The sequence below is a fragment of the Ruegeria haliotis genome (genome assembly GCF_013377785.1).
In the GTDB taxonomy this organism is placed as follows: Bacteria; Pseudomonadota; Alphaproteobacteria; order Rhodobacterales; family Rhodobacteraceae; genus Ruegeria; species Ruegeria haliotis.
Window position 1 is genome coordinate 1 of record NZ_JABXWT010000034.1, and the last position, 14,407, is coordinate 14,407.

The following is a 14,407-nucleotide window of genomic DNA, read 5'->3' on the forward strand; positions in this document are numbered from 1 at the left end:
CCAATGATCCCAAACGCATGTTCAATCCCGTGCATCTGCAAAACCTTAACAAAGGCCTCTTCCGTCGTCATCTTCATCTAAGCGTTTCCTTCTATGGGTCGCTAAAGTGTTGGTAAATTACAGTATTTCGTCTCTGAGATAGTAGCCGACATAAGCCATTCGCTGACCAAGTCGCCGGAACGGAGTCAGGATGCCGTGACTAGGCAGCGGCGAAGTGAAGATCGGCAACTCAAAGGCTTTGTCCTTTTTTCCGGCAACCAGTTGGGCCATTCGGCGACCAGCCTGAGCCGAATACATCACACCATTGCCGCCATATCCCATGGCGTAGAACACAGTCTGATCCGGATCCGGCTGGAAAATGCGCGGCATCATGTCATGGCTGACATCCACCCATCCCCACCACGAGTAATCAAGATTGATATCCTCGAGCGCTGGGAACTTCCGGCTCAGGCCCTTTTTCAGCATTTCTAAATGTTTGCCATTCTCGGCATCCCGCCCTGTCACCGCGCTGCGGCTACCGATCTGCATCCGGTTGTCGGGCAGCAGGCGATAGTAGTGACGCAGTGTTCGCGTGTCAGTCAGCGGGGATTTGGTCTGGATGCCACACTCGTCCAGCTCGGACTGGGTCAAAGGCCGCGTGACCATTGAATTCGACAGGATCGGCATCAGACGATGCTTGGTCCGATTACTTAGGCCCGGCGGCGTGTAGCCTGCTGTTGCCAGCGCTACAGATTTGGCACGAACAACCCCACCCGGAGTTCGAACATGATGCACTCCGTTCTTGGTCTGCCACCCCATGACCGGGCTTCCGGTGTGGATCTTTACGCCCAACCGACGCGCCATATTGACGTAGCCAAAGGCTAGCTTGCCCGCGTGAATGCAGGTGCCGTCAGGCTCCCACATGGCACCGACGGATTCCATGTCACGCACATGGTGTTCGTGCAATTCCTCACGTCCCATGACGCGCGAGCCATAACCGAACACCTCGTTCAGCAGCTTGCTCTCTTTCTTCAACGACGGCATGACCTTTTGCCGGTGGGCGATATAGTAATGCCCGCCCGGTTGCGGATCGCAGTCGATGTCGTCCGAAGCAATCAGGTCGTTGAACAGCTCAAAAGCTTCGGTGACTTCGGCATGCATGCCCTTGGCAGTGTCAACGCCCCACCGCTGAATCCATTGCGACCGTTTCAGACGTCCGGACGAGATCTGGGCCTGCCCGCCATTGCGGGTCGAACAGCCCCAAGCCACGGTATTGGCTTCCAGAACAACAGCCTGGATGCCGTGCTCCTTAGCCAGATGGATAGCGGTGGACAGGCCGGTATAACCCGACCCGACCACAACGACGTCCACATCCATGTCACTGGACACAGGGCCATCATCAGCGGGCGGGGTGCCCGCGGTTCCAATCCAATAGGTCGGTGCGTGGTCGCGATTATGACCCGGACCCGCATCGATGATCGGGTCATATTTCGGATCATAACTGGTTTTCGGCCAGTGACGCGGGATGCTGTTGTCCACCATTCTTGTTTTTCTCCGAGGCTACGCGCAGGGCTGCGGATCAGGCTTTGAACATCGGGCGCGTTTTGCGAAGCGCCTGTTTCACGGTGATTTTGCCATCGCGGACGGTGAAAAGATCTGCACCTTCGGCCTCGACCCGCATACCGTTGGCATCAGTGCCCGAGAAGGTCCATTCCGACACGGCGCGATCATCATGAACGAAGTGACTGTGATGGTCCCAATGGGCGTCCTTCATGCCCGCCCAGACGCCTGAGAACGCAGCTGCGATGGCTTCGGCACCTTCGACCTTGTTGCCGTATTTCTCGTCACCGGCGACGGTGTAAAATACGCAGTCATCAGCAAAATGGGTCATCACACCGTCGATGTCGTGACGGTTGAACGCGTCGAACGTATCAGCAAGGTCCTGCGCGGTCAGGGTTTTAGTCATCTTGTATTTCCTTTTCAGAGGGGTTGTTACGCTTCGTCCCGGTATGGAACGACAAGTGTGGGGATATCCGCGCGGCGCAACACACGCTTGGCGACGGTGCCTAGGAACGTGTGCGAGAACCCGTGGTCATGGGCGCCCAAAACAATCAGGTTGCATTGCAACTCATGTGCGCGCCGCAGGATCACTTCAGCGGGGTGTCCGTCGATGATCTCGATCGTTTCGATCTGATCTTGGATACCGCGATCAGCTTCGGGCAGGGCAGCCCAGAATGCTTTTTGCCGCTCGGTCAGCACCTCCTTGACGTGGTCATGGCGCGCTTTCAGGGTCTCGGCGCGCGAGCCTTTATCCTGCATGAAGATGCGCATGGTGATCAACGCGTCATCGCTGAGGGGCTCGGAGACGTGCAAAACATGCAGCTTTGCCCCTGTTGACGCGGCCAGACTGGCCGCGTGCATTAAGGCGTAGGTGGAGTTTCGCGACAGATCAGTCGCGAAAAGGATCTGCGTAATTGTTGGTTTCATGGTTTCAGTTCCCTTTTCCGTTCAATCGCGCCTAGTAACCGAACACGCGCGGCAGCCAGAGCGAGATTTCCGGGAAGAACGCGATGATGAAGATCGCAACCGTATTGATGAAGGCAAACGGCAGGGCGCGTAACGAGATCTCTTCGATCGAGATCTTCGATATCCCCGACGCGATGAACAGGTTTTCACCCAGCGGCGGTGTCTGGAAACCGATGCCCAGCGTACAGACCATGACCACTCCAAAGTGGATCGGATCAATGCCCACGCTATATGCCACGGGCAGCATCACCGGAACCAAGATCAGGATCGTTGCAAGCGTCTCCATGAACATACCGACAAACAGCAGGAACAGGATAACAAGTGTCCAGATCACATAGATATTGTCGGTAAAGGACAACATACCCTGCGCGATCACGGCTGGTACCTGGTTTTCAACCAGAAGCCGCCCGAACACCGTTGCGGTGAACATGATCAGCAGAACCCGACCGGTCAGCCACGTGGTGGTTTCCAATGCACCGAACAGGCTACTCCACGACAGCTCACGATAGATGAACGCACCAACGATCAGCGTGTAGAAGATCGCAACAATGGCCGCTTCGGTCGGAGTGAAAAAGCCCGAATAGATGCCGCCCAGGATCACCACCGGTGCCATCAGCGCCCAAAAGCCGCGATACACCTCACACCACATATGGCGTGCGGACCAGCCGTCGGTACTGCCAGTGTAGTTGTTCTTTTTCGCAAGGATGTAGTTCATCAGCAGCAGGCTGCCTGCGATCAGGAAGGCCGGCATAAATCCAGCGATAAAGAGTTTCGGGATCGAAACAGTTTGGAACTGGCCGAACTCCTCCACCGCTTCTGGTGGGGGCGGCATGCCCAATGCGGCGATGCCGAAAATGATCAGCGGGATTGAGGGCGGGATAACGATGCCGAGGCCGCCTGACGAGGCGGTGATGGCCGACGCGAAACCCTTTGAATAGCCGCGATCGATCATGGCCGGGATCATCAGCATGCCAACTGCGGCGGTTGTCGCCGGGCCAGAGCCCGAGATCGCCCCGAAGAACAGGCACGCCATGACGGTTGCAGCCGACATGCCGCCGGTGAACGGACCAGCGAAGCTTTCGGCGACGTTGATAAGCCGTCGCGACAGCCCCGATGCCTCCATGAGCGCACCTGCCAGAATGAAAGCGGGCAGCGCCATCAGCGGGAAGGACCCGACCGAGGTAAAGGCGATCTGCACGAACTTGATCGGGTTTTCACCCAGATAAAGGAAGGTGATCAGGGTCGAGACGCCAAGCGCCACGGTGATCGGAGCGCCGATGAACAGCAGAAACAGGAATCCGCCAAACAGCAGTGGGATAATTTCAGTGCCCATTACTTTTCTCCCTCAGAACTGGATGTGCCATGGCTTTCGGCTTCGGCTTTGACAGCATCGAGATCGATCGAATCCGGATCGACCATCTCTTCATCCAGCACAAGTTTTCGGTAGTTCACCTGAATCACTCGGATGGTCATCAGGGTGAAGGCGATGGGCAGAACGATATAGACCCAACTAAGGTGGAACCCGAGGGTCTGCGACGACTGGAACTTGTTCATCTTGTTGAAGATGAAGTCGAGTGCCAGATAGACGAAAACGACGTTGAAGAAAATCCAGAAGAGATCCGCGAAGGCTTCGATGTATTTGATCGCGCGGGGCGACAGGAACTTGAACTGAAACGTCACCCGGTTATGGGCGCCCATCTTTGCGGCATAGCTGGCGCCAAAGAAGACGAACCAAACGAACATGTAGATCGACAGTTCTTCGACCCAAGAAAACGAGAATGCAAACAGCGTTCTCACGATGACCTGAAGAAACAACAGACAAACAAAAATCGCCAGCAATGTGCGGCAGATATAGCTTTCGATGTTGTCTACAAATCCCCAAAATTTCGACATCTGACCCTCCCTTTTTTGTAGGGGCACCATCAGGTGCCCCCTTTTTTATTGACCATTTGGTCCTTGATTATTGCGAAACCGGATCGCGACCGATTTCGGCCAGCACAGCGTTGAGTTTTTCAACACCGCCGATGCTTTCGTAAAACTTCGGCCACACAGCGGTGGTTGCCAGTTCGATGAATTCGGCTTCGTCATTCTCGGGGTCGCTGATCTCCATACCCTTTTCGATCAAAAGCGCTTTAATCTCAGCTTCCTTTTCACGCAGGAAGTCGGCCGAGGCCTGCGTTGCTGCCTTGCCAGCTTCGAGGATAATCGCTTGATCCTCGGCGGACAGTTCCTGGAACACCTGCTCGGAAATGATGAGCGGCTCGATCGAGAAAATGTAACGGATGTTGGTCACATATTTCTGAACTTCGTAGAACTTCATCGCATTGATGGTGGTGTAGGGGTTATCCTGCCCATCGACCACTTTGGTCTGCAGACCGGCAAAGGTTTCCGACCACGCCATCGGTGTCGGGCTGATGCCCCATGATTTGTAGGTGTCGATCATGATCTCGTTTTTGGGGACGCGGATCACGAGGCCTTCCAGATCGGCAACTGATTTGACCGGCTTTTTCGAGTTAGTGAGAACGCGAAAACCTGTATAGGTCCAGGCGATGATACGAACACCGGCATCATTGATGGTGTTCTCGGTCAGTTCCTGGCCAATCGGACCTTGGGTCAGCTTCTCGGCATCCTCAAGGCTGAGGATCACGTAAGGCAGGGTGAACACGCCAACGGTCGGCGAGAACGGAGTGATATTGTTGATCGCCAGCAGCGACATATCAAGCGTGCCAATGGCCGCGTCGTTGACGGTATCTTGCTCGGAGCCGAGTTGACCGTTCAAGAACAGTGTTGCGGTGTGATTGCCGCCCGACAGCTCTTCGAGGGCGGCCTTGAAGCCTAGGCCCGTTGCCTCTTGGCTGGAACCGCCACTGTCGCCCACTGCGATCTTGAAGTTCTTAGCGTCAGCCGCGCCTGCGACCATCAGCGCCGCGACGGATACAGCCGCGGCATAGGTGCCAAGCTTCTTGATAATTGACATGGATTTCCTCCCATTTGTCATGTTTCGAGGTGCGCGCTGGCCTTGGGGAGAGATGGCCAGTCCGAATCTACCTCGGCGCCGCAAGACTAGCTTGCGCATTGTGTTTCTTCGTTGTTAATCTTTGCGCGAAAGGTTTCACAATGGTCGAACTTAAGAAATGAGACGCAAAACACTCGCTAGCCGAATTGGTGACACCGACATCCGGTTGTTGAGGATATTCAATACCGTTGTGGAAAGCGGCGGGCTGTCTGCTGCCGAGACCGAGTTAAACATCGGTAAATCAACAATTTCAAAGCACATTTCAGATCTTGAGTTGCGGTTGAACCTGAAACTATGCAACCGCGGACCTGCCGGTTTTTCCCTGACCGAAGATGGGGAAAAAGTATTGCGAGCGGCAGAGGACTTGCTTATATCCGTGTCGCAGTTTCGGACCGAAGTGAATGAAATCAAAGAGCAACTGGCCGGAACGATCCGCGTATCGCTGTTTGATCAATGCGCATCCAATCCCGAATCTCATCTTGCACGGGCCATCCACAAGTTTAATGCAGCCGCGCCGACGGTTCAGATTGAATTGTCATTGGAACCCCCCAACGTGATCGAACAAATGGTCATCTCGGGCCAACTGAATCTGGGGATCATTGCGTTGCACCGACCTTCAACCAGCCTGCATTATGCGCCGCTTTATGGTGAGAACATGTTCCTCTATTGCGGCAGGGAACACCCGTTGTTTGAGGTACCCGACACAGAGCTCAGCACCAAGGATCTGCGCCGGTATAACTACGCAGGCCTGAGCGTAAATTCGCCCAACCTGATCGTAGGCCAGCAACTGGGCTTCAAACGCGCCGCAAAAGTCCAGAACGAGCAAGCGCTGGCAATTCTCATTCTCTCTGGCCGTTACATGGGATTTCTTCCGGATCATTTGGCGCAAGAGTTCATGGATCGTGGGCTCATGAAAAAAATACTGCCTGACGAAATTCAGTACCGAACCCGCTTTGCCGCAGTGACGCGAAAACAGCCCGCCCCAACGCGGGTGACCAAACTGTTTCTTGAAGTGTTGTTGAACGAGCATTCTGTGCAGAAGGCTCAAGCTGGATAATCGAACATCCTGATAATGCGCCCTCTCGTTCAGCTTTGAGGTGCTGGCCTAGGATCAGTTTGTTCAGAAAGGATACCAAGTGCATCGCTGCAATCGGGACATTGCGCCACAGATGACAACCTTGCAACTCATTCCGACTTAGTATACCGCCGCATACAAATGGAACCGTCGGGCTGGCCAATTGGCTCTGAGACCCGACACTCACAGCCCAACGCGTCGGAAAAGCCATGAGCCTGTACACAGAATACCTGAATGAAATCGAAACGCGCAAGGGACAGGGATTGAATCCCAAGCCCATCGAAGATGGCGCGCTTGTAAAAGAAATCACCGACCAAATCAGGGACGTTGATAACGCACACCGCGCGGGTTCTCTGAACCACTTTATTTACAACACCCTGCCGGGCACAACCAGCGCAGCCGGTGAAAAAGCCAAGTTTCTCAAAGAGATCATTCTTGGCGAGGCGGTCGTTGAAGAGATTTCCCAGCCCTTCGCGTTTGAATTGCTGTCGCACATGAAAGGCGGCCCCTCGGTCGAGGTTCTTCTGGATCTGGCATTAGGCGATGACGCATTGATCGCGGAACAGGGCGCGGACGTCCTGAAAACTCAGGTTTTCCTGTACGACGCCGACACAGATCGGCTTAAGACAGCCTATGAGGCCGGGAATCAAATCGCCACGGATATCCTTGAAAGCTACGCCAAGGCAGAGTTTTTCACGAAACTTCCCGACATCGAAGAAGAGATCAAGGTCGTCACGTACATCGCGGCCGAAGGCGATATCTCCACCGACTTGCTGTCGCCTGGAAATCAGGCGCACTCTCGTTCAGACCGGGAATTGCACGGAAAATGCCTGATTTCCCCCGCCGCGCAGGCCGAGATTCAGGAGCTGCAAAGACAGCACCCGGACGCGCGCGTGATGCTGATTGCCGAGAAAGGCACAATGGGGGTTGGCTCATCCCGGATGTCCGGCGTGAACAACGTCGCATTGTGGACAGGCAAACAAGCCAGCCCCTATGTTCCGTTCGTGAACTTCGCCCCGATCGTTGCAGGTACGAACGGCATCTCACCGATCTTCCTGACAACCGTTGGCGTCACCGGCGGCATCGGCCTTGACCTGAAGAACTGGGTCAAGAAGGTCGATTCCGCAGGCAAACCGATCCTGAACAATGATGACAGCCCGATTTTGGAACAGACGTTTTCAGTCGAGACCGGAACCGTTCTGACCATCAACACGAAGGAAAAGAAACTGTACAACGACGCGGGGGACAAAGAGCTTGTCGATGTCTCCTCGTCCTTCACGCCGCAAAAGGTTGAATTCATCAAGGCAGGCGGGTCTTACGCCATTGTGTTCGGCAAAAAGCTTCAGACATTTGCGGCTGAAACGCTGGGCATCAAACTGAAATCTGCCTTCGCACCTTCCAAGGAGATCTCGCACGAAGGTCAGGGCCTGACAGCGGTCGAGAAGATTTTCAACAAAAACGCTGTCGGTGTGACCGATGGCAAGGTTCTGCACGCGGGATCGGACGCTCGGGTCAAGGTCAATATCGTCGGCTCGCAAGACACCACGGGCCTTATGACCTCGCAAGAGCTTGAAGCCATGGCGGCGACCGTCATTTCGCCAATCGTGGATGGTGCCTACCAATCCGGGTGTCACACGGCGTCGGTCTGGGATTCCAAGGCGCAAGCGAACATTCCGAAGCTGATGAAATTCATGAACGGTTTTGGCCTGATCACCGCGCGAGATCCCAACGGCGAATACCACGCTATGACGGACGTGATCCACAAGGTTTTGAACGACATCACTGTGGATGACTGGGCTATCATCATCGGTGGCGACTCGCACACCCGGATGTCCAAAGGCGTCGCATTCGGCGCGGACTCGGGAACCGTCGCGCTGGCATTGGCCACGGGTGAGGCCACAATGCCGATCCCAGAATCCGTGAAGGTGACTTTCAAAGGGCACATGGCAGACCACATGGATTTCCGCGACGTGGTTCATGCGACGCAGGCGCAGATGTTGAAGCAATTTGGGGACAACGTCTTTCAAGGCCGGATTATCGAAGTTCATATCGGCACCCTGCTGGCTGATCAGGCGTTTACGTTCACGGACTGGACGGCCGAGATGAAGGCCAAGGCCTCAATCTGCATTTCGCAGGACGAAACGCTGGTTGAATCGCTGGAGATAGCCAAAAGTCGCATCCAGATCATGATCGACAAGGGCATGGAAAATGACGCCAAAACCCTGCAAGGGTTGATCGACAAGGCAGACAAGCGCATTGCCGAAATCAAGTCCGGCGAAATGCCGGCTTTGACGCCGGATGACAACGCCAAGTACTTTGCCGAAGTTGTCGTCGATCTGGATGAGATCGATGAACCGATGATCGCGGACCCGGATGTGAACAATGCGGATGTGTCCAAGCGCTATACCCACGACACAATCCGGCCTGTTTCCTACTATCAGGGTGAGAAAAAGGTCGACCTGGGCTTTGTCGGGTCCTGCATGGTGCACAAGGGAGATTTGATCATTGTCTCCCAGATGTTGAAAAACTTGGAGAAGAAGCAGGGCAAGGTCGAATTCAAAGCCCCTCTGGTTGTGGCCGCGCCGACCTACAACATCATCGATGAGCTGAAAGCAGAAGGTGAGTGGAGCACGCTGCAGAAATACTCAGGCTTCGAGTTTGACGACCTGTTCCCCAAGAATGCTGCGCGCACCGAATACGAGAACATTCTGTATCTGGAACGTCCCGGCTGTAACCTGTGCATGGGCAACCAGGAAAAAGCGGCAAAGGGTGATACGGTTCTGGCGACGTCGACCCGCTTGTTCCAAGGTCGCGTCGTCGAAGATTCGCAAGAAAAGAAAGGGGAATCCCTGCTGGCCTCGACGCCGGTCGTGGTCCTTTCTGCGATCCTTGGCCGAACCCCGAAAATGGACGAATATAAATCGGCTGTGGAAGGAATCGATCTAACCAAGTTTTCGCCGCCGCTGGAAAAACCCGCGACTGCCAAGTCAGCTCATTTCTGAAGACGGTTACACCGTCGTTTTCCTAGTAATTCTGACTGGCCCCGTTGATAGGGGCCAGTCCTTTCTCAACTGATAGCGTTTGGTGGGAAGCCAGCTTCGGTCTTCACGACTTTCACCGATCCTTTGTGCTGTTCGGCTTTCGCTTGGGGCGCGTTGGATAGTCTGCCCCGCCTGCTTTACCCCCGGACAGCTTGCGGGCGCGGTTCTTCTTGCTGGAAGGCTTTCCAGCCGGAGGCTTAGGCCCACGAGGCCGATCCTCTTTCCCCTCAGGTCCTTTTGGCTTTGCCGTGTTAGACGGGCGCGGTTTGCGAAGTGGCTTTGCAAACGCTTCGGTTGATGGCTTGGAGGTCTTTGACTTGTTACCTTGTGCAGGTTTGGCCCCGCCCTTGGGCTTTTTTACCCTTGGTTTCGGATCGTCGTTCCAATCGATGGGCTGCGCTGTGGCCGATGCCTTACTTTTGGACTGTTTTGGCGCATCATCCGTCTTTGGCTGATACGGTTTCGTATCCTTGTCACGTGGCGGAGCCGACCGGCGCGGAGATTTGTCGAATTTGGGAGGCGCAGACAGCCGCTTCAGAACGGCCCCGTCTTCCACTGTCATTGCCGGTCCAATAGCCGCTAGAAAACCCTGAACTGACCCTTCGCGCAATTCAATCAGGGATTCAGCCGGCTGGATGCGGATAGCCCCGATATCATCCCGCGAGATGTTCCCCAACTTGCACAGCATCGGCAACAGACGCCTTGGTTCTGCACCTACCGCACGCCCACCTTCGAGCGAAAACCAGACGCTTGGCCCAAAAGCCTCGCGTGGTTTATGGGCTTCTTTGACATCTGACAGCTCTTCAGGGGCCGAGTGCTTCTCGCGGTAGTGCCTCAGATAAGCGGCCGCAATCTGTTCGGCGGTGAAGCTGGCGATCAGCGTGTCAACCAAAGCGCGATCTGCATCTGCGACTGGCTCGCGCCAATCAGGGCTGGCCAGCATCCGTTCTTCGTCTTTGGCCGAGACTGCCTCGGCGCTTGGCGCGTCCGCCCATTCCGCTGTCAGCTTTGCCCACCCCAGCAGACGTTCTGCCTTTTTGCGGGCAGCGGGGGGAACGATCATTGCACTGACGCCCTTGCGCCCTGCCCTGCCCGTACGACCCGACCGGTGCAACAGCGTTTCCTGATTGGTTGGAAGCTCGGCGTGGATCACCAAATCAAGGTTCGGCAAATCGATGCCGCGCGCCGCAACATCGGTTGCAACGCAAACCCGCGCACGTCCGTCGCGCATGGCCTGCAACGCGTGGGTACGCTCGCTTTGGGACAATTCCCCTGACAGGGCCACGACAGAAAATCCGCGATTTGATAAGCGGGTGGTCAACCGGTTGACCATCGCACGTGTGTTGCAGAATACGATGGCATTTGGCGCCTCGTAAAACCGCAGCACGTTGATGATGGCGTTTTCACCATCACGACCAGACACCCGAAACGCCCGGTAATCAATATCGGCGTGTTGTTTCGTGCCGCTGGTTGTCGCGATACGCACCGCATCGCGTTGATAGCTTTTGGCCAGCTTGGCGATTGCGGGCGGAACCGTGGCTGAGAACAACAGAGTCTGACGCTCTGCCGGGGCGTTATCCAGGATGAATTCCAGATCTTCCCGAAAGCCAAGATCCAGCATCTCATCCGCTTCGTCCAGCACGACAGCTCTCAGCGCGCTCAGATCGATCGAACCGCGCATGATGTGATCTCGCAAGCGCCCGGGGGTGGCGACGACAATATGTGCGCCACGCGCCAAAGCCCGTCGCTCGTCACGCATGTCCATACCACCAACGGTCGAGGCTACGACGGCACTGGCTTTCTCAAACAACCAGGCCAATTCGCGTTTGACCTGCAACGCCAATTCCCGTGTCGGTGCGATGACCAACGCCAATGGCGCGTCTGCCCGTTCAAAGTGATCACTGTCACCCAGCAGGCCCGGCGCAATGGCCAATCCAAAGCCTAAGGTCTTGCCAGAACCGGTCTGAGCGGAAACCAAAAGATCTTTACCAATTGTTTCGGAATCGGTCACAGCCTCCTGCACTGCAGTCAGAGACGTATACCCACGCCCTTCCAGCGCATCTGCCAGAGTTTTCTTCACTACCGTTCCTCGACTAAGTTGGTTGTTGTAGACACGGGGAGATGACTCTCTCAGTCTCCGCCGACAAGGGCGCGTGTTTATCCCCCTGGGTCGGGGATGTACAGGTTTCAAACGAGACTTGTGCCAACTGGCGATTCTTAGCCTCTTTGTTGCGGTTCAACTACTGGCATACACCACGTCCCAAGCGGCTTTCCAATTCAGGCGATAGCGCACTCAACCGAACCTGAAGGCACATTTCTGGTCAGGCAGACATCTTTTCTGGTCAGGCAGACATCTTTCCAAACGGAGTGAACTGCATCTGGTCTTGATGAGGCCAACGGGGGTTCTCAGCCCTCGGCGGCCAACAACATAACCTGTATGTCCGCCACGTTGGTTCCGGTCGCACCGGTTTTCAACAAGTCGCCTGACAATGTCAAAGCTGAATGGCTGTCATTATTGGCCAGTAGAGCCACAGGATCCTGTCCGGCATTGCGGATTCGTCCAACCGTGCCAGCGTCTACTATGGCGCCCGCAGCTGAAGTTGGACCATCGCGGCCATCTGTGCCTCCGCTTAGAAAAATCCAATTTCCGGGTATCTTCCGGTCCTTTGCCATGTAGGCCACTCGTAGAGCCAGTTCCTGATTTCTGCCGCCAATTCCCGAACCACGCAACCGAACTGTTGTTTCACCCCCAAACAGCAACGCGGTTGGACGGCCCTTGATTGCGGATCGGGCAGTATGCACAATTCTTTCCGCCGCTTCGGCTACATCGCCAGTCAACCCATCCGAGACAATTTTGGCATCATAAGATTGCGAGGCGCAGCTATGGGCGGCCTGCAGGCTGATCCGGTTCGATCCGATCAAGTGGTTGGTCGCCTGAATGTCAAAGGTCTGCTCAGAAATGCTCTGTTCCAGGTAAGTGCGGACAGCTTTAGGCAACAAATGCCAAAGACCGGTTTCAATACAGTGCCTACGCGCGTCCGCGTGATTTCCGATTGGCGAAACGGTTGGGCCGCTGGCAACGGCGCGCAGGTCATTTCCGATCACATCAGACAGTATATATGCGGTGACTTGCGCTGGCGCCGCAAACCGCAGAAAACCGCCGCCCTTTAGCAGGCTGAGCTGCTGCCGTATCAGATTTATCCGCACGATATCCAACCCAGAAGACAGCAACACCTCGTTGACCCGTATCTTGTCCGACAGGGTCAACCCTTTGACAGGGGCAGGGATCAGCGCCGATCCTCCACCCGAAATCAAAGCAATGACCTGGTCTTGTTTACGTGCTTCACTGAGCAAAGCCATGATCTGTCGTCCGGCTTTCAACCCACGTTCGTCCGGGACGGGATGCGCACTTGTCAAAACCGTCGCGCCAGGTATCTCCATACGGTTTTCAGGATGGGTCACGGCAAGAGCGACATAGTCGCCCTGCACGTGTTGCAATGCCTCTGCCAACATGGTGGGCGCAGCCTTCCCGATTGCAATCAGGATGCTGCGCCCACCCTTTGAAGGCGATGGCAAATGTGCTGATCTTAGTTGTCTGCGCAGGGCAATAGCCGGATCCGCTGCCGCAACGGCCGCGGCAAAGATGGCCGAGGCATTGGCGCGGAGCGATGCTGACGACTGGCCTGACATGACGTGATCAGGCCGCTGCGATCTGGCGGGCTTTTTCTACCATGACTTCTGCCTGCCGGATCGAGGCATAGTCGATCAGGCGACCATCGAGCGAAACGGCACCCTTACCGGCGGCCTCTGCCTCGGACATGGCCTCGAGGATACGCTGCGCTTTGGTTACTTCGGCATCGCCGGGCGACATGACCTCGTTTGCCAGCGCGATCTGGCTGGGGTGGATCGCCCATTTGCCTTCGCAGCCCAGCACCGCTGCACGTTTGGCGGCGGCTTTATAGCCTTCGGGGTCCTGAAAATCGCCGAACGGACCGTCAATCGGACGCAAGCCATTTGCACGGGCCGCAACGACCATGCGAGCAAGCGCATAGTGCCACATATCACCCCAATGGGTCGCTCGGCTGGCATCACCATCGGGGTCCGTCAGGACCGAGTAGTCCGGATTCACACCACCGATGATCGTCGTGCGCGCCCGGGTCGAGGCTGCATAGTCAGCGACGCCGAAATGCAGGCTCTCGTTCCGTTTGGACGCTGCTGCAATTTCGCTGACATTCTGCATACCAAGGGCGGTTTCGATGATGTGTTCGAACCCGATGCGCTTCTTATAGCCCATCGCGTCTTCGATCTGAGTGACCATCATGTCGACCGCATAAACGTCAGCCGCAGTGCCGACCTTGGGGATCATGATCAGGTCCAGCCGTTCGCCAGCCTGTTCCACCACATCCACAACATCGCGATACATATAATGCGTGTCCAACCCATTGATCCGCACCGACATGGTCTTGTTGCCCCAGTCGATGTCGTTCAGGGCCTGAATGATATTCTTGCGGGCCTGTACTTTTTCATCCGGCGCGACGGCGTCTTCCAGATCCAGAAAGATGACATCGACATCCGATTTTGCGGCCTTTTCGAACATGCCGGGCTGGCTGCCCGGTACGGCCAGTTCGCTACGGTTCAGGCGGGCGGGGGCTTGTTCAATCGCGTGAAAGCTCATGGTCTTGTGTCCTTCGTCTTACAGGTTCGGGTAGATAGGGAATTTGGCGCAGAGGTCTGCGACTTCGGCTTTGACCTTGGCTTCGACGGCGGCGT

The 14,407-nt window shown here is 55.7% G+C and carries 11 protein-coding genes; 2 read left to right on the forward strand and 9 right to left on the reverse strand.

Annotated elements, in window-relative coordinates; genetic code table 11:
• Nucleotides 1-117: 117 nt before the first annotated feature.
• The 6 genes from HW561_RS22655 to HW561_RS22680 form a co-directional block, all read right to left on the reverse strand.
• On the reverse strand, nt 118-1,521 hold the full coding sequence (locus tag HW561_RS22655) for an NAD(P)/FAD-dependent oxidoreductase (RefSeq protein WP_176867625.1): 1,404 nt from the start codon (nt 1,519-1,521) through the stop codon (nt 118-120).
• Nucleotides 1,522-1,558: 37 nt separating this feature from the next.
• The gene (locus HW561_RS22660) at nt 1,559-1,945 is read right to left on the reverse strand and encodes a nuclear transport factor 2 family protein (RefSeq protein WP_176867626.1); all 387 of its coding nucleotides are present in this window, start codon (nt 1,943-1,945) and stop codon (nt 1,559-1,561) included.
• 26 nt (nt 1,946-1,971) lie between these two features.
• Nucleotides 1,972-2,466 (reverse strand): universal stress protein, encoded by a 495-nt coding sequence (locus tag HW561_RS22665; RefSeq protein WP_176867627.1) that lies wholly within the window; start codon nt 2,464-2,466, stop codon nt 1,972-1,974.
• A 31-nt stretch (nt 2,467-2,497) separates the two neighbouring features.
• Nucleotides 2,498-3,838, reverse strand: coding sequence for a TRAP transporter large permease (locus HW561_RS22670; RefSeq protein ID WP_176867628.1), 1,341 nt, complete (start codon nt 3,836-3,838; stop codon nt 2,498-2,500).
• Nucleotides 3,838-4,398 (reverse strand): TRAP transporter small permease, encoded by a 561-nt coding sequence (locus tag HW561_RS22675; protein WP_176867629.1) that lies wholly within the window; start codon nt 4,396-4,398, stop codon nt 3,838-3,840. The genes HW561_RS22670 and HW561_RS22675 overlap by 1 nt, the downstream gene beginning before the upstream one ends.
• Nucleotides 4,399-4,465: 67 nt before the next feature.
• Nucleotides 4,466-5,482 (reverse strand): TRAP transporter substrate-binding protein, encoded by a 1,017-nt coding sequence (locus tag HW561_RS22680; protein ID WP_176867630.1) that lies wholly within the window; start codon nt 5,480-5,482, stop codon nt 4,466-4,468.
• A 157-nt stretch (nt 5,483-5,639) separates the two neighbouring features.
• Between HW561_RS22680 and HW561_RS22685 the strand changes: the two genes are divergently transcribed.
• Both HW561_RS22685 and HW561_RS22690 read left to right on the forward strand, forming a co-directional pair.
• Nucleotides 5,640-6,578 (forward strand): LysR family transcriptional regulator, encoded by a 939-nt coding sequence (locus HW561_RS22685; RefSeq protein WP_176867631.1) that lies wholly within the window; start codon nt 5,640-5,642, stop codon nt 6,576-6,578.
• 227 nt (nt 6,579-6,805) lie between these two features.
• Complete coding sequence (locus HW561_RS22690; protein WP_176867632.1) at nt 6,806-9,598, forward strand: bifunctional aconitate hydratase 2/2-methylisocitrate dehydratase; 2,793 nt, start codon at nt 6,806-6,808, stop codon at nt 9,596-9,598.
• A 112-nt stretch (nt 9,599-9,710) separates the two neighbouring features.
• Here HW561_RS22690 and HW561_RS22695 read toward each other — a convergent pair whose 3' ends face one another.
• The 3 genes from HW561_RS22695 to HW561_RS22705 all read right to left on the reverse strand — a co-directional run bounded on the left by HW561_RS22695 (nt 9,711) and on the right by HW561_RS22705 (nt 14,312).
• Nucleotides 9,711-11,717 carry a DEAD/DEAH box helicase gene (locus HW561_RS22695; RefSeq protein WP_176867633.1) on the reverse strand — a complete coding sequence of 669 codons (2,007 nt, stop codon included), beginning with the start codon at nt 11,715-11,717 and terminating at the stop codon, nt 9,711-9,713.
• Nucleotides 11,718-12,043: 326 nt separating this feature from the next.
• Nucleotides 12,044-13,327, reverse strand: coding sequence for a glycerate kinase type-2 family protein (locus HW561_RS22700; RefSeq protein ID WP_176867634.1), 1,284 nt, complete (start codon nt 13,325-13,327; stop codon nt 12,044-12,046).
• 7 nt (nt 13,328-13,334) lie between these two features.
• A complete protein-coding gene (locus tag HW561_RS22705) occupies nt 13,335-14,312 on the reverse strand; it encodes an HpcH/HpaI aldolase/citrate lyase family protein (RefSeq protein WP_176867635.1) in 978 nt (325 codons plus the stop codon).
• Nucleotides 14,313-14,407: the final 95 nt, after the last annotated feature.

What these genes read in the sequence shown, in the direction of transcription:
- HW561_RS22690 (WP_176867632.1), top strand. Translation starts at nt 6,806, where the DNA reads ATGAGCCTGTACACAGAATACCTGAATGAAATCGAAACGCGCAAGGGA.
- HW561_RS22680 (WP_176867630.1), bottom strand. Translation starts at nt 5,482, where the DNA reads ATGTCAATTATCAAGAAGCTTGGCACCTATGCCGCGGCTGTATCCGTC.
- HW561_RS22705 (WP_176867635.1), bottom strand. Translation starts at nt 14,312, where the DNA reads ATGAGCTTTCACGCGATTGAACAAGCCCCCGCCCGCCTGAACCGTAGC.
- HW561_RS22660 (WP_176867626.1), bottom strand. Translation starts at nt 1,945, where the DNA reads ATGACTAAAACCCTGACCGCGCAGGACCTTGCTGATACGTTCGACGCG.
- HW561_RS22675 (WP_176867629.1), bottom strand. Translation starts at nt 4,398, where the DNA reads ATGTCGAAATTTTGGGGATTTGTAGACAACATCGAAAGCTATATCTGC.
- HW561_RS22655 (WP_176867625.1), bottom strand. Translation starts at nt 1,521, where the DNA reads ATGGTGGACAACAGCATCCCGCGTCACTGGCCGAAAACCAGTTATGAT.
- HW561_RS22665 (WP_176867627.1), bottom strand. Translation starts at nt 2,466, where the DNA reads ATGAAACCAACAATTACGCAGATCCTTTTCGCGACTGATCTGTCGCGA.
- HW561_RS22700 (WP_176867634.1), bottom strand. Translation starts at nt 13,327, where the DNA reads ATGTCAGGCCAGTCGTCAGCATCGCTCCGCGCCAATGCCTCGGCCATC.
- HW561_RS22685 (WP_176867631.1), top strand. Translation starts at nt 5,640, where the DNA reads ATGAGACGCAAAACACTCGCTAGCCGAATTGGTGACACCGACATCCGG.
- HW561_RS22670 (WP_176867628.1), bottom strand. Translation starts at nt 3,838, where the DNA reads ATGGGCACTGAAATTATCCCACTGCTGTTTGGCGGATTCCTGTTTCTG.